Source organism: Bradyrhizobium sp. AUGA SZCCT0160, assembly GCF_018130105.1.
In the GTDB taxonomy this organism is placed as follows: domain Bacteria; phylum Pseudomonadota; class Alphaproteobacteria; order Rhizobiales; family Xanthobacteraceae; genus Bradyrhizobium.
This window is the reverse complement of record NZ_JAFCMD010000014.1, coordinates 84,541-105,299: the sequence shown is the minus strand read 5'-3', so window position 1 is coordinate 105,299 and position 20,759 is coordinate 84,541. Positions and strand designations below refer to the sequence as shown.

Genomic DNA, 20,759 nt, shown 5'->3' with positions numbered 1-20,759 from the left:
ACTGTCGTCCCCGCCCCCCTACCCCTTCACATCCTGCTTTTCCGATGCCGTCGTGGGCTTGCCCTTGGCGGCGGCGCCGACGACGCGGACCGGGTCGCCGTCGGCGATGCCGTCCGGCGGCGCGGTGATGATGCGGTCGTCGGGGGTGACGCCGGAGGCGAGTTCGATCTCGCGGCCGAGATCGCGGGCGATGGTGACGGTCTTGAACAGCACCTTGTCGTCGGGACCGACGGTCGCGACCCGTAAACCGTCCTTGTTGAAGATCAGCGCGCTGGAGGGAATATGCAGCGGCACGGCGTCGCGTTCCAGCGGCAGGCGAACATTGGCATAGGCGCCGGGCATCAGTTCACCGCCGGCATTGTCAAGCGCCAGCTGCATGCGCGTCGTCCCCGAGGAGACATCGACCGACTGCGAGGATGCTTCCACGGTCGCCGCAAAAGTCCGGTTCGGATATTCCGGCATCGTCAGCACGGCTTTCGCGCCGATCCTGACGGCGGGAACGTAGCTCTGGGGCACGTTGACATAGACGCGCAGCTTGGTGATGTCAGACACCACGAACATCGCAGGCCCCGAACCGCCGCCGGCATTGATCAGCGCCCCGACATCGGTTTCGCGCGCCGTGACCACGCCATCGAACGGCACGGTGATCTTCTTGTAACCCGCCAGCGCCTCCAGCCGCTCGACATTGGCGGTGCCGGAATTGACGGCGGCTTTCTTGTTGGCGAGGTCGGCGGTGCGCTCGTCGATTTCCTGCATCGAGACGAAGTTCGAGGCGAGCAGCGTCTTGCGCCGGTTCAGCGTAGCCTCTGACAGCCGCGCGCTCGACTGCTGGCTGACGAGATCGGCCCTAGCCTGCAGCAATTGCTGATCGAGGTCGGGCGCCTCGATCTCCGCGATGACCTGGCCTGCCTTGACCTTGGCGCCGATATCGGCGCTCCAGCTTTTCAGGTAGCCGCTGACGCGCGCGAAGATCGGCGCCCGCGAGTAAGCTTCAAGACGGCCCGGCAGGTCGATGGTGGGATTGAGCGCGCGGGCATTGGGGAATGCGACGGCGACGCTCGGAACCGCCTGGTTGTCGGTCCATTCGCGCAGCTTCGAGCCGGATTCCTCGCGCGCCCGGATGCCGGTGGCGACGATCAGCCCCGCCCCAATCAGCGCCACGACCCCGAATAGGCCCAATTTCCGGCGCGATACCGGCGGGCGTTGTTCAGTGGTCATGCGGGCTCTCCGGTGCGGCGTCGGCAATGACGCCCTGTTTCTTGTGTACCATACTGAACACCACGGGAACAAACATCAGGGTGGCGATGGTGGCGAAGATCAAGCCGCCGATCACTGCCCGCCCGAGCGGCGCGTTCTGCTCGCCGCCCTCGCCGAGTCCGAGCGCCATCGGCGTCATGCCGATGATCATCGCGAGCGCCGTCATCAGGACCGGGCGGAAGCGGACGAAGCCGGCTTCCAGCGCCGCCGCGATGGGATCGCCGAGCTCTTCATAACGTTCGCGGGCAAAGCTGATCACCAGCACGCTGTTGGCGGTGGCAACGCCCATGCACATGATGGCGCCGGTCAGCGCCGGCACCGACAGCGTGGTCTGCGTCGTGAACAGCATCCAGACGATGCCGGCAAGGGCCGCGGGCAGCGCCGTGATGATCACGAACGGATCGGACCAGGACTGGAAGTTCACCACGATCAGGAAATAGATCAGCACCACGGCGGCGAGCAGCCCGAACAGCAAGCCCGAAAACGCGCTGTTCATGGTCTGCACCTGGCCGAGCAGCACCACCGAACTTCCTTTTGGCACATCCTTCGCCGTCTCCGCCATCGCGGTCCGGACGTCGGCGGCAACCGCGCCGAGGTCGCGGCCCTGCGGCGTCGCGTAGATCTGCACCATCGACTGGATGTCGTATTGCGAGACGACGGCGCTGGAGGCCGAGCGCCTCACGTCCGCGATGCCGCCCAGGATCGGCGCCTGCGGATTGCCGGTCGCCGTAATGGGTAGCGCCTGCAGGGCGCTGAGCGAATCCATCTTGTATTGCGGCGTCTGCATCACGATCGAATAGGACACGCCATTGTCGGGGTTGAGGTAGAAGGTCGGCGCGACCTGCGAACTGCCGGCGAGATTGACCACGAGGCTGTTGGTGACGTCGCGCTCGGTCAGGCCGACATATTGCGCCCGGGTGCGGTCGACATCGATGTTGAAGGTCGGCGCGTTCGGCGATTGCTGGATGCGCGCATCCGCGATGCCGGGAATGCGGCGGATTTTGCTCAGCAGCTTGTTGGCATAGTCGAAGTTCGCCTTCATGTCCGCGCCGCGGATCTGCAGGTCGATCGGCGCCGGCGCGCCGAAGTTCAGGATCTGGCTGACGATGTCGGCCGGCAGGAACGAGAAGTTCATGCCGGGAAACAGCCGCGGCAATTGCTCGCGCAAAATCTGGACGTATTCGTCCGTCGGCCTGTGGCCTTCCCTGAGCTTGATCTGGATGTCGCCGTCGGCCGGTCCGATCACGCCGGTGTTGTTGTAGGTCATGTTGATGCCGGAGATCGGCATGCCGATATTGTCGGTCAGCGTTTCGATCTCGCCGGGCGGAATGATCTTGCGGATCGCCTTCTGCACGTCGGCGAGCTGGTTGGCGGTCTCCTCGACGCGGGTGCCGACCTGGGTGCGGACATGCATTAGGATGTTGCCGGCATCGACCGCCGGAAAGAAGTTGCGGCCGAGATACGGCACCAGCAGGAACGACAGCGCCACCAGGGCGAGAAAGCCGGTGACGAACAGCGGCCGCCTTGCCAGCGCCATCGACAACAGATCGTGGTAGCCGGCGCGAATCCGCTCGAACCGCGCCTCGAAGGCGCGCTGGAAGCGCACCAGCGGGTTGCGCGTCGGCGGCCGCCCGCCCTCATGATGGACATGCGGCTGGAGCAGATATTTCGCCATCGTCGGCACCAGCGTGCGCGACAGCAGGAACGACCAGATCATCGCGAACATGACGGCTTCGGCCATCGGCACGAACAGGAAGCGCGCGACGCCCTGCAGGAAGAACATCGGCACGAACACGATGCAGATGCACAGCAAAGAGACGAAGGCCGGCGTCACGATCTGGTTGGCGCCGTCCAGGATGGACTGCTCGACCGGCTTGCCCTGCTCCAGATGGTAGTTGATGTTCTCGATGGTCACGGTGGCGTCGTCGACGAGGATGCCGACCGCCAGCGCCAGCCCGCCGAGCGTCATGATGTTGAGCGTCTCGCCGATCGCCGACAAACAGATGATGGCGCCCAGCACCGACAGCGGGATCGAGACGGCGATGATGACGGTCGAGCGCCAGCTGCCGAGAAACAGCAGGATCATGACGCTGGTCAGGAGCGCGGCGATGACGCCTTCGACGGCGACGCCCTCGATGGCGCCGCGCACGAACACCGACTGGTCGCCGATGAAGCCGATCTTCAGCGCGTCGGGCAGCGAATCCTTGACCTCGGTCACCTTCTGCTTGATGCCGGCAATGATATCGAGCGTCGAGGTTGCGCCCGCCTTCAGCACCATCATCAGCACCGAACGGTTGCCGTCGACGTGCACGATGTTGGTCTGTGGCGGATTGCCGTCGCGCACGGATGCGACGTCGCGAACATAGACCATCGCGCCGTTCACCGCCCTGATCGGCAGGTCGCCGAGCTCTTCCATTCGAAGCGGCGAGTTGTTGAGCTGGATGGTGTATTCGAACTGGCCGATTTTCTGGGTGCCGACCGGCGTGATCAGGTTCTGCGCGGCGAGCGCGTTGGCGACGTCCTGCCCGGACAGGCCGCGGGCCTGCAGCGCGGCCGGGTTGAGGTCGATCTGGACCTGGCGCTGCTTGCCGCCGAACGGATAGGGAATGGCCGCGCCCGGCACGGTCACCAGCGGGGTGCGCAACTGGTTGATGCCGATATCGGCGAGGTTTTGTTCGGTCAGCCCCTCACCGGACAGTGCAACCTGGATGATCGGAACGGTGGAGGCGCTGTAATTGAGGATCAGCGGCGGGGTCGCGCCGGGCGGCAACTGCCTGATCATGGTCTGCGAGATCGCCGTCACCTGGGCGTTGGCGGTGCGGATATCGACGCCCGGCTGGAAGAAGATCTTGACGATCCCGATGCCGGTGTAGGAATTGGCGACGATGTGCTCGATGTCGTTGACGGTCGTGGTCAGCGCGCGCTGAAACGGCGTGATGATACGCCCCGACATCTGGTCCGGCGGCAGGCCGGTATAGTTCCAGACCACGCCGATGACGGGGATGCGGATGTCCGGGAAGATGTCGGTCGGCGTGCGCAGCGCGGCCAATGGTCCGATGATCAGCAGCAGGATCGCGAGCACAACGAAAGTATAGGGCCGGCTCAGCGCAATACGGACCAGAGCAATCATCTAGGAGGCAATCCCGAGGCCTTTGAAGGGCTGAGAACCGGCATCCAAAAAAGGCCAGTTCAACCGCGCTGATTTAGCCGAACCGGGGCCAAATAGCCAACGCGGGCAGCGCAGCCGTCCTTCACTTCCTTGGCATAGCTGCTGGTCAACCAAATGCGAAAAGCCCGGCCCCTTCCGGCGCCGGGCTTTCGTATTGTCATCCTGTCTTTGTCAGGCCGCGCGCACCGAGTCGAGGAACTTGCCGACCTCTTGCTTGAGACGGTTGCTGTCACCCGACAGCGATTGCGCGGCGGAGAGAACCTGCGTGGAGGCGGAGCCGGTCTCGGAGGCGCCGCGCTGCACGTCGGTGATGTTGGAGGACACTTGCTGTGTGCCGTGAGCGGCCTGCTGCACGTTGCGGGAGATTTCCTGCGTCGCGGCGCCCTGCTCTTCCACGGCGGCGGCAATGGTCGAGGAGATCTCCGACAGCTTTTCGATGGTGCCGCTGATTTCCTTGATCGCGTTCACGGAGTCCTGGGTCGCCGCCTGGATGCCTGATATCTGCTGGCCGATCTCGCCGGTGGCCTTGGAGGTCTGCTCGGCCAGCGCCTTCACTTCCGACGCCACAACCGCGAAGCCACGGCCGGCATCGCCGGCGCGCGCCGCTTCGATGGTGGCGTTCAGCGCCAGGAGATTGGTCTGCTCGGCGATGGTGTTGATCAGTTCGACGACATCGCCGATCCGGCTCGCCGCCTTCGACAATTGGCTGACGCGGTCGTTGGTGGTGCGGGCCTGGTCGACGGCCGCCGTGGCCATTCGCGCCGATTCCTGCACCTGACGGCTGATCTCATTGACCGAGGAGGACAACTCTTCGGTCGCTGATGCCACCGACTGCACGTTGGTGGAGGCTTCCTCCGAGGCCGCCGCCACCATCGTGGTCAGTTCCTGGGCGCGCTCGGCGTTCGACGTCAGCGTGCCGGCGGAGGCTTCCAGTTCGGTCGAGGCCGACGACACGGTCTCGACGATCTCGCCGACCGCCGTCTCGAACGTATCGGCGAGCTTGATCATGTCGTCCTTGCGCTGCCGGGCGGCGATCTGGTCCTGCTTGATCTTGGCTTCGGCTTCGTCGCGGGCCTTCTGCTCGGCATTCTCCCTGATGATCGTGACCGTCTTGGCGAGGTCGCCGATTTCGTCGCCGCGCCTGGCGCCGGGGATCACGACGTCGAGGTTGCCGCCGGCCATCTCCCCAAGCGCACCGTTCAGGCGCATCATCGGGCGGGAGATCCCGAGGAAGGAAAACACCATCGATGCGAACAGCGCGATAATCACCACGATACCCATGGCGAGGCTGACCATGCTGGCTCGCTCGGTCTCGGCGGCGGCTTCCTCCTTCGATGTGGCGTAGTCCTTTCGCGCCACGTCGACCAAGCTGTCCATCTGCGTGCCCGCCTCCTGGGCAAATTTGACGGAGCGGTTGACGACGATGTCTACCTTCAATTCCTCGGTCTTGACCGCTTCGTCATTGGCGGCCAGGAAGCGCTTGACGATCGAATCCAGCGAGCTGACCACGACCAGCAGATCGCGGTCATCGGCCTCACCCCGCAACAGGTTGAAATTGGCCTTGAGCGCCGCCTGGGTCTTGGCGATCTGGGCGATCAGGCTGACATCGCCGGTGGCGCCCAGCCGCCACACCATGGCCCGCAGCGTGTTGACCTTGGCGTCGGCCATATGCAGCAGCTTTTCGATTTCGAGCTTGTTGTCGAGCTTGGCCAGCGCGGGTGACGCCAATTGGGTCTCGATCGCCTTGGTCCATTCAGCCGAAATCGCCGAGCGCTTGTCGATCACCGCGAGAAGATTGAGCTGCGTCTTAGCCAGCTCATCGACGCCGGTCGTGTAGGAGTTCATCAGCGACCTGATTTTCTCCAGGCGCTGCTTGGTATCCGGCAGCGCCGCAATCGCCAGCGCGTCATCCAACGCCTTGGCTTGAGTGGCCTTCAACCGACTGAGGTCCGCCGCGTTCCTTTCGACGTCCGCGGCCTTCGTCGCCAGGCGGATGTTGCGCGCGGCAAGCTCGATCTGCCGTCCGTTCAGGTTAGCTGATATCGCGGCGTCGATGACCCGCTGCGAGCGGTCGGCGCGGCTGTTTGCCGCCTCGATCGCCCGTTCCGACATCATCTGGTTGGCCACCATGCCGCCCGCCAGCAATATGCCGACGGCGCCAGCCAGGCCCAGTTTATACCCGATGCGATTGAGCTTGATCATGTCAGCGAACCCCAAATTTCCCCAAACGCGCTGTCGGCGAACAGCGCGCGCGCCGTAAAGATGGTGCTCTTGTAAAGAACACTGGTTAATTTTAGCTCAGTAGCGAGTACCGAGCAGCCCAATCGGATTTCGCTGCTGGGTTGCAGAACGCAAAAGCCCGGCTCTGTTGGGAGCCGGGCTCTTCGCCGGTGATCGGCCGGGCGTCAGGCTGCCCGGACCGAATCCAGGAACTTGCCGACTTCGAGCTTGAGGCGGTTGCTGTCGCCGGACAGCGACCGCGCCGCCGACAACACCTGCGAGGAGGCCGAGCCGGTTTCGCTCGCGCCGCGCTGCACGTCGGTGATGTTAGAGGAGACCTGCTGGGTGCCTTGCGCCGCCTGCTGCACGTTGCGCGAGATTTCCTGTGTCGCGGCACCCTGCTCTTCCACCGCGGCGGCGATGGTCGAGGAGATCTCCGACAGCCGCTCGATTGTGCCGCTGATTTCCTGGATTGCGTTGACCGACTCCTGGGTCGCGGCCTGGATGCCCGATATCTGCTGGCCGATCTCGCCGGTCGCCTTCGCGGTCTGCTCGGCCAGCGCCTTCACTTCCGACGCCACGACGGCGAAGCCGCGGCCGGCTTCGCCGGCGCGCGCCGCCTCGATGGTGGCATTGAGCGCCAGCAAATTGGTCTGGCCTGCGATGGTGTTGATCAATTCGACGACGTCGCCGATCCGGCTCGCCGCCTTCGACAATTCGCTGACCCGGTCGTTGGTGACGCGGGCCTGGCCGACAGCGTCGGTCGCCATGCGCGCCGATTCCTGCACCTGGCGGCTGATCTCGTTGACCGATGACGACAGTTCTTCGGTCGCCGACGCCACCGACTGCACGTTGGTGGAAGCTTCCTCGGAGGCCGCAGCCACCGCTGTCGTCAGCGACTGTGAACGCTCGGCGGTCGCCGACAGTGTGCCGGCCGAGGCTTCGAGCTGCGTCGAAGCTGCGGACACGGTCTGAACGATCTCGCCGATGACAGATTCGAAATTGCGGGTGATGCCGTCGACCCGACGGCCGCGCTCGATCTTGGCTTCGGCGTCGAGGGCCGCGGCCTCGTCGGCGGCTTTCTTCGCGATCAGCGCCTGCTTGAACACCTGCAAGGTGTCTGCCATGGCGCCGATTTCGGTCTTCTCAGCCTGATGCGGAACTTCCGCGCTGAGGTCGCCGTTGCCCAGCGCCTGCATCGGGGTGACGATGGAAGCGATGCCGGTTGAGACGTCGCGAACCAGATAGATACTGACGGCAATACCGATGATGACGGAGACGCCGAGGATCACGGCCAGCATCATGAAGGCGGACGCGTAGCTGCCAGCCGCATCCTGGGCCGCCTTGTCGGCACCGGCGTTGTTGAGGTCGATGTCCTTGCGCAGGACGGCGTCGGCCTCGAGCCCGATCTTGTTGACGGTCTTGGAGTTCAATTCATGCGCCTCTGCTGGAAATTTGCCGGCGGCCGCGCGCGACAGCGCCATCACTTCCTGCGTACCCGCCTTGTACTTGTCCCAGAGATCGGACCATTCCTTGTACAGCGCACGCTCCTCCGGAGAGGTGATCATGGGCTCGTAGAGGGCACGGATCTTGGTGTTGCTCTCGACCACGCTCGCCAGGGTCTTTTCCTGCGCCAGCTTTCCTTCCAGCGTTCCGACCAGCATGTGCTCGCGGATCACATTGCGGTAGGTAATGACGCCGGCGCGCAGGTCACCCAGCACCCGGACGCTCGGCATCCAGCTGGTCGCGATGTCGACGGTGCTGGCGTTGATGGCCCGCATGTTGCGGACGGCCAGCAGGCCCATGCCCGTCATCGCGACCAGCAGGAAGGCGACGACGGTGATGATTTTGGCGCGGATCGAGTACTTCGCGAGCATTGGTTTGGAATCTCTTGGTTTTGGGCGCGGGAGACGCGCCGATTGCGACGAGGAGGCGGTGAGTCATTCGGGCGGAAGGACGCCTTGCACGCAGCAGAATCTTATTCGTTCTCAGGTTGTGTTAATTTGGCGCACCGTAAAAATACGGTACGCGACAGAAGTCTTTGAGAAATGAATGGCGTAGGACGATCAGCGCATCAGCTTGAGTGCGTCGGAAAAGAATTCGGCGCCGCCGAAATTGCCCGATTTAAGTGCAAGCAGCATCTCGCCGTCTTTCGCGCCCACCGCGCGCAGAACCGGCACGCCTGCAGCGATTTCCGCGCCGACGAGGAAGCCGGGAATCCCCAGCCGATCGACCACGGCGCCTGAAGTTTCACCACCTGCGACGACCAACCGGCGCACGCCGGACTGCACCAATCCGTTTGCGATGTCGGCCATCGCCTGCTCGATGGCATGTCCAGCTGCATCGCGGCCATGCCGGGATTGCAGGGCTGCAACTTGATCCGGCGTCGAGCTGCTCGCGATCAGCAGCGGGCCGTCACCGATTCGCTCCTTTGCCCACGCCAACGCACGTCGCGCTTCGTCGGGACCCGCGACGACGCGGTCGGGATCGAGATGCAGAACCGGCATCGCCTTTTCGGCATTGGCAATCTGCAGCAAGGTTGCCTGCGAACAGCTGCCGGCCAGGCACGCCGCCGGTCCGCCGACCGGCGCATCGGCGTTCGCCTCTGCCACGTTGGATCTGACCTTGCCGGAAGCGACCAACGCCCGCGCGAGGCCGAGCCCGATGCCGGAGGCGCCGACCGACAGTCGATGATCCAGCGCGACGTTGCCGATGGTTTCCAGATCGCGGTCGAACACCGCGTCGATGACGGCCGCGCCAATGCCTTTGCCGGCGAGATCGGCAAGACGCGCGCGGACGGAAGCTTCCCCGCGCGCGAGCGTCGCAAGGTCGACCAGTCCGACTTTCGTCTGGCTCTGGCGCGCCAGCACCCGCACCAGATTGGAATCATGCATCGGGTTGAGCGGATGATCCTTCAGCGGGCTTTCGTTCAGCGGCACGGCGCCGACGAACAGATTGCCCTGATAGACGGTGCGGCCGGTTTCCGGAAACGCCGGCGTCACCAGCACGATGGCATCGCCGGAGTCAGCGCACAGCGCATCCATCACGGGACCGATATTGCCGGCGTCGGTGGAATCGAAGGTCGAGCAGATCTTGAACAGCACATGATCAGCGCCACGGCCGCGCAGCCATTTTTCTGCTGACCGCGATCTGGTGACGGCCAAGCCCGCCTCGATCGAGCGGCTTTTGAGCGACACCACGACCGCGTCGACTTCCGGCAGCGCGAGATCGCCTGCGGGCACGCCGATGGTCTGCACCGTGCGCAGGCCGCAGCGCGTCAGGGTGTTGGCGAGGTCGGAGGCTCCGGTGTAGTCGTCGGCGATGCAGCCCAAAGACAGTTTCACGATTTTGCTCCGGCGTAGGGTTTGAACCAGCCGAGGCCGTCGGTGGTGTTGCCGCGCGGGTTGTATTCGCAGCCGACAAAGCCGCCATAGCCAAGCCGGTCGAGCTCAGCGAACAGGAACGGATAGTTCAGCTCCTCGCCGTCGGGTTCGTTGCGCGAGGGGATGCTGGCGATCTGGATATGGCCTGTTATCGGCATCAACTCGCGCAGCCGCATGGTGACGTCGCCATGGATGATCTGGCAGTGGTAGATGTCGAACTGCAGTTTCAGGTTGGGAATCTTCAACTCGGTGATCAGATCGCGCGCGAACAGGAAGTCGTTGAGGAAGTAACCCGGCACGTTGCGCGAATTGATCGGCTCGATCACCACGTCGAGGCCATGTGGCGCGAAGAACTCGGCCGCCCACGCTACTGACTTATAGAACGCTTCCACCGCCTTGCGGTCGCCGCGGTCGGCAATCCCCGCCATCAGATGCAGCCGCTTGACGCCGGTCGCCTGCGCATAGGGTAGCGCGGTCTGCAGGCTCTTCTTGAGATCTTCAAAACGTTCCGGCAGCGCCGCGAATCCCTTTTCGCCGGCGTTCCAGTCGCCCGGCGGCAGGTTGAACAGCGCCTGCGTCAACCCGGCGCCCTTGAGCCGCGAGCCTACCTCGTCGGCCGGGTACTCGTAGGGAAACAGGAATTCCACGGCGGTGAAGCCGGCTTTCGCGGCGGCGTCGAAGCGATCGAGGAACGGGACCTCGTTGAACATCATGGTGAGATTGGCGGCAAAGCGGGGCATGTGCTGTCCTCTTCCTGCTTAATTACTTCGGCTCGCCCGGCAGATGCGTGCCGGTGACGCGGGCATACATCCGCGCCACCGAGGCGTCGTCGTCGCGGCCCATGCCGGAGGCCGCCGTCATCAGGAACATCTGCAACGCCGCGGCGGCGACCGGCACAGGGAATTTCGCTGATCGAGCCATGTCCTGGATGATGCCGAGGTCTTTGACGAAAATCTCCACCGCGCTGCGCGGCGCGTAATCGCCATCGAGCACATGCGGCATCCGGTTCTCGAACATCCAGGAATTGCCGGCGGAGGCTGTGATCACTTCATAGACCTTTTTGATGTCGAGGCCCTGCTTGGCGGCAAACGTGATCGCTTCGGAAGCTGCGGCGATGTGCACGCCGGCCAATAGCTGGTTGATCATCTTGAACGCGGCGCCCTGCCCGGCGGCATCGCCAAGTTCATAAAGTTTTGCCGCCATCGCATCCAGCGCCGGGCGTGCCTTGGCGAACGCGGCCGCACTGCCCGAGGCCAGGACGGTGAGTTCGCCCTGCGCCGCGCGCTGCGCGCCGCCGGAGATCGGGGCATCGAGATAAAGCCGTCCCGTCGCCTCCAGCTGTTTGGCCAGCCGCCGGGCTACATCGGGGTCCATGGTGGCGGAGGAGATGAACACCGCGCCCTTGGCCAGGGTTTCGGCGACACCGTCAGCGCCAAACAGGATGGTTTCGGTTTGGGCGGCATTGACGACGACGCTGACGACGATATCGGCTGCCTTGGCGGCTTCCGCCGGGGTCTTGGCACCGTGGCCGCCATCGGCCACGAAGCGCGCGACGGACTCGGCCGAGACATCGCACCCAGTCACCTCGAACCCGGCGCGGCGCAGCGAGGTGGCCATGCCAAAGCCCATCGAGCCCAGCCCGATGACGGCGGCGCGCGGTTTTGCGGATTCTGGCATTGTGGCGTTTCCTTGTGCTCTTGGAGTCTGACCCTTGCGGCTTTGCCTCTGGGTATCACGGCTTGGCCGCGCTGCCAAAGCGTGAGAAAAGACCGGAGGAACAGGGTTTTATCCATGAGCCAAACCAGAATTCGCGAGGAAATCTGCCGTCTCGGCCGCTCGCTGTTCGAGCGCGGGCTGACGCCGGGCTCCTCGGGCAATATCAGCGTCAGACTCGACGATGGCGGCTGGCTGGTGACCCCGACCAACGCCTCGCTCGGCTCGCTCGATCCCAACAGGATGTCGCGGTTAGGGCCCGACGGCAAGCTGGTGTCCGGCGACGCCCCGACCAAGGAAGTGCCGCTGCACACCGCCCTCTATCAAACCCGCAGCGCTGCGCGCGCCGTGGTGCACCTGCACTCGACCCATTCGGTGGCGCTGTCGATGCTGCCGGAGATCGATCCCCGCGCCGCATTACCGCCGATGACGCCCTATTACCTGATGAAATGCGGCCACACCGCATTGGTGCCGTATTTCCGGCCCGGCGATCCCGCGGTGGCGGACGCGATCAAGGGGCTCGCCGGAAAGTATTCATCCGTGCTGCTCGCCAACCACGGCCCGGTGGTTTCAGGCGACACGCTGGAAGCGGCCGTGTTCGCGATCGAGGAACTGGAAGAGACGGCGAAACTGTATCTGCTCCTGCGCGGACTCAATCCGCGATATCTGTCGCCGGAACAGGTGGCGGATCTGACTAAAACGTTTGGATTGACGCTGCCGGACCACAATCACTGATCTTTTGCGGAGGACGCACATGTTCAAATACATCGGTTTCGCCTTCGGAGTTCTGTTCTTGAGCGGTTGGACTGGATCGACCGCGCAGGCCCAAGAGACCGTGCAAAGCATGCTGGCCGCCCAGATCCGCACGCAGGGTTTTTCCTGCGACAAGGCACTCGGCGCGAAAAAGGACGCCAAGCGCTCGAAGCCAGACCGCGAAGTGTGGGTTCTCAGGTGCAGCAATGCGAACTACCGCGTCGGCCGCGCGCCTGATATGGCGGCGAAGGTCGAGGTTATCCGGTAGGTCCGTAGGGTGGGTTAGGCGAAGCCGTAACCCACCTCTTTCGTCGAGAGCGAACGGTGGATTACGCCTTCGGCTAATCCACCCTACAAACTCCACTACCTCGTCATTGCGAGCGCAGCGAAGCAATCCATCGGGCGGCGAAGCAACTATGGATTGCTTCGTCGCTACGCTCCTCGCAATGACGGCTTGATGACGATCCCGGCCTAAAGCCCCAGATACGCCTTCCTTACGTCCGGATTGGTCCGGATCTCCGCGGCGCTGCCCTGCATCAGCACGCGGCCGGTTTGCAGGATGTAGGCGCGGTCGGCGATTTCGAGGCACTCGGCCATGCGCTGTTCGACGATCAAGACGGTCATCCCGGTGTCGCGGATGCGCTTCACGGCCTGGAAGATTTCATCGACCAGTTTCGGCATGATGCCTTGCGAGGGCTCATCGAGCATCAACAGCCGCGGCCGCGTCATCAGCGCGCGGCCGATCGCCAGCATCTGCTGCTCACCGCCGGACAGCGTTTCGGCGCGCTGATCCAGCCGCTCCGACAGCCGAGGGAACAGCTTGAACACCAAATCCAGCGGCGCTTCGCGGTCCGCTTCGCCGCGATAGAGGTAACTGCCGAGCCGCAGATTGTCGCGCACCGAGAGCCGCGGAAACAGCCGGCGGTTTTCCGGCACATAGGCGATGCCGCGCGAGGTGATGACATGCTGCGCCAGGCCGTCGATCCGCTCGCCGTCGAAGGTGACGGTACCGGAACGCGGACGCTCGGCGCCGGCGATCGATTTCAAAAGCGTCGACTTGCCGGCCCCGTTGGCGCCGGCGACGCAGACGACCTCGCCCTTGGCGACCTCGATCGTGACCGCCGAGATCGCGACCAGCCCCTGATAGGCGGTGGTGACTTCATGCACCGACAGCATGACGATCCCCCAGATAGGCGGTGATGACTTTCGGATCGCGAACGACGTCGGCGGGCTTGCCCTCGACCAGCACCTTGCCGAGATCGAGCACGATGGCGCGGTCGACCAGCGGCATCACGATTTCCATGACGTGCTCGACCATCAGAATGGTAACGCCGGTGTCGCGCACCTTGCGTACCAGTTCGACGCCGGTCTGGGCCTCGAGCGGGGTCAGGCCGGTCAGGCATTCGTCGAGCAGCAGCAGTTTCGGTTCGGTTGCCAGCGCGCGCGCCACCTCGAGGCGGCGTTTTTCCGACGGGACCAGATCGCTGGCGAGCACATTGGCGCGTCCGGCCAGGCCGCAAAAATCCAGCACCTCATGGGCTTTGCGCCGCGCCACGCGCATCACGGTGTTTCTAACCAGCGCGCCGACAATGACGTTGTCGATCACGGTCATGGTCTCGAAGCTTTTCACGACCTGAAAGGTCCGGGCGACGCCGCGCACGCAGCGCTCGGCTGCGGGGAGCGCGGTGACGTCTTCGCCGTCGAACCAGATCGAGCCTTGGGTGGGCGGCAGCACGCCTGCGATCAGATTGAACAGCGTCGATTTGCCGGCGCCGTTCGGCCCGATCAAGCCGACGATTTCGCCGCGCCCGACCGAAATCGAGACGTCACTGTTGGCGACGAGACCGCCGAAGCGCTGCCAGACCCCGCGCGTTTCCAGCAAGGGCGTGCTCATTGCTTCGCCTCCTTGCGCGCGGGCGAGAACAGACCGACCAGCCCCTGCGGCCGCGCCAGCGAGATCGCGATGATCAGGCCGCCATAGACGATCAGGTCAACACCGCGGCCGGAGCCGCCGGCGTAGGACCGCGTCAATTCCGTGAGCGGAATCAGGATGACGGCCCCCAGCATCGGCCCCCACAGCGTACCGATGCCTCCCAGCACCGCGGGCAGCGCCATCAGCAGCGAGATGTGAAAGCCCATGATGCTCTCGGGATCGATATAGGAGACGAACTGCGCATAGAAGCTGCCGCCGACCGCGACCAGAAACGCCGATACCGCGGCTGCGCCCATCTTGGAATTGAACACGACGACCCCAAGGCTTTCAGCGGCGTCCGGATTGTCCTTCACCGCGCGCCACCAATAGCCCCATTTGGAATCCTCCAGCCACCAGGTGACGAACCAGGCGACGCAGGCCAGCGCCAGCGCAAAGTAGAAATACGGCAGCTTGCTGCGCGCGAACTGGAATTTGAGCCAGCTGTCGCCGCGCACGGGAATCTCGATGCCCAGTGCCGCGCCCGCCCAATCCCAGTTGTGGAACAGCAAGAGCCCGATCTCGGCAATGACGATGGTGGCGATCGCGAAATAATGCCCGCGCAGGCGGAAGCAGGGATAGCCCAGGCCCATCGCGATGACAGCCGATATCAGGCCGCCGCCGAGCATACCGAACCACGGCAGGACGCCGAACTTGGTGAACAGCAGCGTCGTGGTATAGGCGCCAATCCCGAAATACAGCGCGTGGCCGAGCGAGATCTGTCCGCAATAGCCGGAGAGGATATTCCAGCTTTGCGACAGCGCCGCCCACATCAGCGTCAGCACCATGATGTTCTGGACGTAGGAGTCCTTGACGAACAGCGGTACGATCGCGGCGATGGCGGCGAGGCAGAATGCGAGGATCAGGTCGCGGCGGCGGCGTTTTGCGAAATCCGTATCCATCACATCGACCCGAACAGACCGCGCGGCCGCACGAACACGACCAGGAGATAAACCGCATAGATGCCGACCGACTTCAGTGACGGCGGCAGGATCAGTGCGGTGGTGGCTTCAACCAGGCCGACGATGATGCCGCCGGCAAAGGCGCCAAACACGCTGCCGAAGCCGCCCAGCGCCACCGTGACGTAGGCAATCAGCGCAAACGACGCACCGACGTCGGGATAAATGTAGAAGAAGATCGACATGATGGCGCCGGCGAGACCCACCATCGCCGCACCGAGCCCCCAGCCCAGCGCGAACACGCGGTTCTTGTCGATACCGACCAGCGCCACGGCGCCGGCATCCTCGCGGGTGGCTTCGAGCGCGCGGCCAAAATCGGTGCGGTGAATAAAGTAATAGAGCCCGCCAAAGGCCAGCATCGCCACCGCCGCGCCGATCAGTTGCGGCTGCGGCAGGAAGATGCCGCCGATCGAGACGGTTTTGCCGCCGAACCAGGAATGGGTGACGCTGCGGTAATCCGGCGTGAAGAAGAACTGCGCCACGCCGCGCATCACGATCGCAAGCCCGAAGGTGGAGAAGATCTGCACCATGCCGGCGTTGGCCTTGGCCCTGACCGCGAAGCGTACGATCAGGAGATAGACCACGGCGCCAAAGGCGAACAACGCCGCCGCGACCAGCGGCGCCGCCAACAATGGATCGATCGCAAAGAACGCAAACAGGAAGAACGACGCGTACATCGCGATCATCAGGAATTCGCCGTGGGCGAAATTCACGACGTCCATCAGGCCGAAGATCAGCGCGAGGCCGACCGCAATCAGCCCGTAGAGCAGCCCCATCAAAAGGCCGCTCGCCAGACTCTGGATAATGGTCTCGGCTGTCATGTCCCCGCCCCCGTGTCCGCCCGTTACTTCATCGGCCAGACGGCCTCGGCGACCGCGCCTTGCGGCGGGGAGATGGTGACGAACTTGCCGCCGATATACTGCAGCAGCACCGGATCGGCGTCGTTGTTCTGGCCCATTTCGTCGAACTTCACGCGCTTCCATGGCATGATGGTCTGCTCGCCCGGGATTTCGGTCGCGGCCAGCGCCGCGCGGATCTTTTCACCGTCGGTCGACTTGGCGCGATTGATGGCGTCCGCGAGCACGATCAGGCCCATGAATTCGCGCGAGGTGTTGTCGTTCAGATCCTTGCCCGACTTCGCCTTGAACAAATCGTTGATCTTGCCGACCATCGGCCGCTTGACGGCGAGATCCAGCGAGAAGCTGCCGCGGGTAATGACGCCCTCGAGCTTGTCGCCGACCGCGTCGTACAGCGCCTTCTCGGAAAAGCCCGCGGCCTGCGCCACGATCGCCTTCGGCTTGTAGCCGAGTTCGGCCATGGTCTTGACCAGCATGATACCGTCGGTGGTGTAGCTCGAGGGCATCAGCACGTCGGCATTCGCCGACTTGAGCTGCTGGACCTCCGCCGACAGCGACGGCGAATTGGAACGGTACTTGATGTCAGCAACGATCTTGTAGCCGAGCTCCTTGGCAAGCTTGATCTGTGCGTTCGCGGAGTCGGTTCCGAAGATCGTGTCCTCGTGGAACAGGGCCAGCGTCTCGATCTTGGTACCCTTCTTCTTCATGGCCTCGTAGAAGTCGAACATCGCCTTGGTGAACATTTCATCATGGGGCGCGGCGCGGAAGAAGAATTTCAGGCCACGGGTATGCAGGCTCGGCGACGAGTTGTCAGCCGAGACAAACGGGGTCTGATAGCGCTCGCAGATCTGGCTGATGGTGACCGCCACCGAGCTCTGGTAGCTACCGATGATGGCGCAGACTTTCTCCTGCGTGATCAGGCGCTCGGCTTCGGCGCGGCCCTTCTGGGGATCGCCCTGATGGTCGGCGAACACGAGGCGGATCTTGGCGCCGCCGAGGCCAGGCAGTCCGGCATCCTTTGCCAGCGGCAGCTCGAAATCATGCTTGTTGTTGATGATGTCGGTGGCGGTCACATAGGCGTGCTGCGCGTCGACGCCGATCTGCGCGTTGGCGCCGGACATCGGGTAAGTGACGCCGATCACCACTTCGGACGTTTGCGCGCGGGCCGCGATCGGCGCGAGAGCGGCGGCAGCGGTGGCTCCAAGCAATACATTGCGGCGCGTGATCGTCATTGCAAATCCCCTTTTGAACGGCTGACATCGATGAAGCGGTTAGCGGTTACGGTAAAGCCTCAATGATCGGCACCATCTGCATCAAAGCACGGCAAGCGCCTTGTTCTGCAGATCGGTCACCAGCATCAATCCGGGCGCGTGCGTGATCGCAAACGGCAGCCTGGCGGCCGCGATCACCGATTGCGGCGTCACACCGCAGGCCCAGAACACCGGAATCTCGTCGTCCCCGACCGGCACCGCATCGCCGTAGTCGGGCTTGTTGATGTCGGCAATCCCGATCGCATGCGGATGACCGAGATGAACCGGCGCACCGTGCACCGAAGGAAAGCGCGAGGTGATCTGCACGGCGCGGATCGCATCCGCCGGTTTGAATGGCCGCATCGACACCACCATCGGGCCCGCGAACGGACCCGCCGCGCCGCAGGCGATGTTGGTGCGGTACATCGGAACGCGCAGCTTGCGCTCGATGTGGCGGATCGGCAGGCCGTCCGCCAGCAGCGCTTCCTCGAATGAATAGGAGCAGCCGATCACGAACGCCACCAGGTCGTCGCGCCAATGCGCGGTAATGTCGGTCGGCTCTTCCACCACTTCGCCGTCGCGCCAGACGCGGTAGCGCGGCAGGTCGGTGCGGATGTCGAGATCGAGGCCGAGCGAGGGAATTCTGAAATCACCGACATCGGACATGCCGATGATCGGGCACGGTTTGGGATTGAGCTGGCAGAACCGGTGAAACGACGCCGCCAGCTTTTCCGGCAGGATCACCAGATTGCCCTGCACGAAGCCGTTGGCGACGCCGGCCGTGGTGGCGGCCATACCGGTACGGCAGGCATGCCGGGCGGCGACGCTGGGCGATAAATTCGCCGTATCGAGACCGGGTCGTTCCGTTCTTGCCAAGCTGGTCATCGTTGCAACAGCTCCAATCAGGTCGACATCCACTCCCGCATATGGCTATGATAATGTCTAATCGTGATTTTTAATCAAGATGGATAAATCCAGTTTATCAATCTGCGGGCAGAGGGTGCATGGTTGATTTCAAGGCAATTGAGACCTTCATGTGGGTGGTAACGCTCGGGAGCTTCCGTGGTGCCGCGCAGAAGCTCAACACCACGCAACCCGCCATCTCGCAGCGGATCGCCCAGCTCGAACGGGAGGTGGGCGTCAGATTGTTACAGCGCGAGCGCCGCATGGTGATGCCGACACCGAACGGCCGGCAATTGATGGTCTATGCCGAGAAACTGATCGGACTACGCTCGGAAATGCTGGCGGTTGTCGGCGACCATTCGGCGATGCGCGGCGTGCTCCGGCTCGGCGTCGCCGAGACCATCGTGCACACGTTCCTCACGCAGCTGATCAAGCGCGTCAATCACACCTACCCCAACCTTTCGCTCGAGATCGAGGTCGACATCACCTCGAATTTGCGCAACCGGCTGCTGGCGCAGGAGATCGAACTCGCGTTCCTGCTCGGGCCGGTGACGGGGCCGACCATCAGCAACCGGGTGCTGTGCGACTATTCGGTCGGATTTCTTGCCAGTCCTTCGCTCGGGCTGGGCAAGGAGCGGCTGACGGTGCATGACCTCGCCAAATTTCCCATCATCACCTTTCCACGCAAGACGCCGCCTTACGAAATCGTCCGTTCGCTGTTCAACCGGCCCGACCTGCCGCCGATGCGCCTGCACGCCAGCGCCTCGCTGGGTACGGTCAAGCATATGGCGATCGAAGGCCTCGGCATTGCCGTCGTTCCGACGGCGATTGTCGAAAACGAAATCGCCGATGGAAGGCTGCACTTGCTGTCGACCAACCTGCAGATGCCGCTATTGACGTTTTCGGCGAGCTGGCTGACCTCCCCCGACACGGTCGCGGTCGAACGGGTGGCTGAATTGGCGGCCTCGCTCGCGCAGGGCGGCGTCGTTGTTGACGCGCCGCTGCAGGCGCGTCATTGAAGCGGATCGGGTGAGCATCAATCAAGACCGGAATGGCTCAATGACCAAGATCGCATCCAACCTGCAAATCGATTCCGCCCGGCTGTGGGACACCATTCATAAAACCGCCAAATTCGGTGCAACGCCGAAAGGCGGCGTGCGGCGACTGACGCTGGGACCTGAGGACAAGCTGGTCCGCGACTGGTTCCGGAAAGCCTGCGAATCCGCTGGCCTCGAGGTTCACGTCGACGCGCTCGGCTCGATGTTCGGCCTGCGCAAGGGGCGCGACATGTCGAAGGCGCCGATCGGGGTCGGTTCCCATCTCGATACCCAGCCCACCGGCGGAAAGTTCGACGGCATACTCGGCACGCTCGCTGCGTTGGAGATGGTTCGCACCCTCAACGATGCCGGGATCGAGACCGAGACGCCGATCTGCATCTGCAACTGGACCAATGAAGAAGGCTCGCGTTTTGCGCCGGCGATGATGGCGTCCGCCGCCTATGTCGGTGATTTCACCACCGACGACATTCTGTCGCGCAAGGATGCCGAGGGCGTGACGGTGGCGCAGGCGCTGGACAGCATCGGCTATCGCGGCGAGAGCCCGGTGGGCCGCCAGAAATTCTCCAGCTTCGTCGAACTGCATATCGAGCAAGGCCCGATCCTCGAAGCCGAGAACAAGACTATCGGCGTGGTCGATTCCGGCCAGGGCGTGCTCTGGTACGACGGCAAGATCACCGGGTTCGAAAGTCATGCCGGTTCGACGCCGATGCCGCTGCGACGCGACGCACTGGCGACGCTGTCGGAAATCGTGCTGGCGATGGAAGCAACCGCAAAAAAACACGGCCCGAAGGCGGTCGGCACCATCGGCGAGGCCGTGATCGCCAATCCCTCGCGCAACGTCATTCCCGGTGAAATCGCCTTTACGATGGATTGCCGCAGCGCGGACGCCGCGATCATGGACGCGCTGGACAGGGATTTGCGCGCGGCGATTGCGGAGATCGCGGCCCGCCGCAAGGTCGACGTCAAGCTCGATCTGGTCTGGCGCAAGCCGCCGACCCATTTCGATCCGAAGCTGGTCGACGCGGTCGAAAACGCCGCCACGGCGCTCGGCTACTCGCATCGCCGCATCACCTCCGGCGCCGGCCACGACGCCTGCAACCTCAACACCGTGATGCCGGCGGCGATGGTGTTCGTGCCCTGCAAGGACGGTATCAGCCACAACGAACTGGAAGACGCCACGCAGGCCGATTGCACCGCCGGCGCCAACGTCCTGATGCATACCGTGCTGGCGCTTGCCGGCGTGGCGTCATAAAATAATCAAAACCGGA

Annotated in this window: 17 protein-coding genes; 4 read left to right on the top strand and 13 right to left on the bottom strand. The window is 63.8% G+C overall.

Annotated elements, in window-relative coordinates:
- Positions 1-18: 18 nt before the first annotated feature.
- The 7 genes from JQ558_RS22255 to ltnD form a co-directional block, all read right to left on the bottom strand.
- On the bottom strand, positions 19-1,218 hold the full coding sequence (locus JQ558_RS22255) for an efflux RND transporter periplasmic adaptor subunit (RefSeq protein WP_212295088.1): 1,200 nt from the start codon (positions 1,216-1,218) through the stop codon (positions 19-21).
- Positions 1,208-4,387 (bottom strand): efflux RND transporter permease subunit, encoded by a 3,180-nt coding sequence (locus JQ558_RS22250; RefSeq protein WP_212295087.1) that lies wholly within the window; start codon positions 4,385-4,387, stop codon positions 1,208-1,210. Before JQ558_RS22250 ends, JQ558_RS22255 begins: the two co-directional genes overlap by 11 nt.
- A 210-nt stretch (positions 4,388-4,597) precedes the next feature.
- Positions 4,598-6,625, bottom strand: a complete 2,028-nt coding sequence (locus JQ558_RS22245; protein WP_212295191.1) for a methyl-accepting chemotaxis protein — start codon at positions 6,623-6,625, stop codon at positions 4,598-4,600.
- A gap of 206 nt (positions 6,626-6,831) precedes the next feature.
- Positions 6,832-8,523, bottom strand: coding sequence for a methyl-accepting chemotaxis protein (locus tag JQ558_RS22240; RefSeq protein ID WP_212295085.1), 1,692 nt, complete (start codon positions 8,521-8,523; stop codon positions 6,832-6,834).
- Positions 8,524-8,712: 189 nt separating this feature from the next.
- Complete coding sequence (gene otnK, locus JQ558_RS22235; protein WP_212295083.1) at positions 8,713-9,990, bottom strand: 3-oxo-tetronate kinase; 1,278 nt, start codon at positions 9,988-9,990, stop codon at positions 8,713-8,715.
- Positions 9,987-10,769, bottom strand: a complete 783-nt coding sequence (gene otnI / locus JQ558_RS22230; protein ID WP_212295081.1) for a 2-oxo-tetronate isomerase — start codon at positions 10,767-10,769, stop codon at positions 9,987-9,989. Before otnI ends, otnK begins: the two co-directional genes overlap by 4 nt.
- Positions 10,770-10,791: 22 nt before the next feature.
- A complete protein-coding gene (ltnD, locus tag JQ558_RS22225) occupies positions 10,792-11,784 on the bottom strand; it encodes an L-threonate dehydrogenase (RefSeq protein ID WP_249142582.1) in 993 nt (330 codons plus the stop codon).
- Between the two features lie 36 nt (positions 11,785-11,820).
- On the opposite strand from ltnD, the gene JQ558_RS22220 reads away from it, so the two are divergent.
- Positions 11,821-12,477, top strand: coding sequence for an aldolase (locus tag JQ558_RS22220; protein WP_212273658.1), 657 nt, complete (start codon positions 11,821-11,823; stop codon positions 12,475-12,477).
- A 19-nt stretch (positions 12,478-12,496) separates the two neighbouring features.
- Positions 12,497-12,763, top strand: a complete 267-nt coding sequence (locus JQ558_RS22215; RefSeq protein ID WP_212210670.1) for a hypothetical protein — start codon at positions 12,497-12,499, stop codon at positions 12,761-12,763.
- Positions 12,764-12,966: 203 nt separating this feature from the next.
- Here the strand turns inward: JQ558_RS22215 and JQ558_RS22210 are convergent, their stop codons facing one another.
- The 6 genes from JQ558_RS22210 to JQ558_RS22185 all read right to left on the bottom strand — a co-directional run bounded on the left by JQ558_RS22210 (position 12,967) and on the right by JQ558_RS22185 (position 18,415).
- Positions 12,967-13,671 carry an ABC transporter ATP-binding protein gene (locus JQ558_RS22210; RefSeq protein WP_192737287.1) on the bottom strand — a complete coding sequence of 235 codons (705 nt, stop codon included), beginning with the start codon at positions 13,669-13,671 and terminating at the stop codon, positions 12,967-12,969.
- On the bottom strand, positions 13,655-14,389 hold the full coding sequence (locus tag JQ558_RS22205; protein ID WP_212273659.1) for an ABC transporter ATP-binding protein: 735 nt from the start codon (positions 14,387-14,389) through the stop codon (positions 13,655-13,657). Before JQ558_RS22205 ends, JQ558_RS22210 begins: the two co-directional genes overlap by 17 nt.
- Positions 14,386-15,366: a branched-chain amino acid ABC transporter permease gene (locus JQ558_RS22200; RefSeq protein WP_212210664.1), complete on the bottom strand. Its 981-nt coding sequence runs from the start codon at positions 15,364-15,366 to the stop codon at positions 14,386-14,388. The genes JQ558_RS22205 and JQ558_RS22200 overlap by 4 nt, the downstream gene beginning before the upstream one ends.
- Positions 15,366-16,244 (bottom strand): branched-chain amino acid ABC transporter permease, encoded by an 879-nt coding sequence (locus JQ558_RS22195; RefSeq protein WP_212273660.1) that lies wholly within the window; start codon positions 16,242-16,244, stop codon positions 15,366-15,368. The genes JQ558_RS22200 and JQ558_RS22195 overlap by 1 nt, the downstream gene beginning before the upstream one ends.
- Before the next feature lie 23 nt (positions 16,245-16,267).
- The gene (locus tag JQ558_RS22190; RefSeq protein WP_212273661.1) at positions 16,268-17,512 is read right to left on the bottom strand and encodes an ABC transporter substrate-binding protein; all 1,245 of its coding nucleotides are present in this window, start codon (positions 17,510-17,512) and stop codon (positions 16,268-16,270) included.
- Between the two features lie 81 nt (positions 17,513-17,593).
- Entirely contained in the window at positions 17,594-18,415 is an 822-nt protein-coding gene (locus JQ558_RS22185; protein ID WP_212295080.1) for a putative hydro-lyase, read from the bottom strand.
- A gap of 119 nt (positions 18,416-18,534) precedes the next feature.
- On the opposite strand from JQ558_RS22185, the gene JQ558_RS22180 reads away from it, so the two are divergent.
- Positions 18,535-19,452: a LysR family transcriptional regulator gene (locus JQ558_RS22180; protein ID WP_212210656.1), complete on the top strand. Its 918-nt coding sequence runs from the start codon at positions 18,535-18,537 to the stop codon at positions 19,450-19,452.
- Positions 19,453-19,492: 40 nt separating this feature from the next.
- Complete coding sequence (locus JQ558_RS22175) at positions 19,493-20,743, top strand: Zn-dependent hydrolase (RefSeq protein ID WP_212295078.1); 1,251 nt, start codon at positions 19,493-19,495, stop codon at positions 20,741-20,743.
- Positions 20,744-20,759 lie beyond the last annotated feature (16 nt).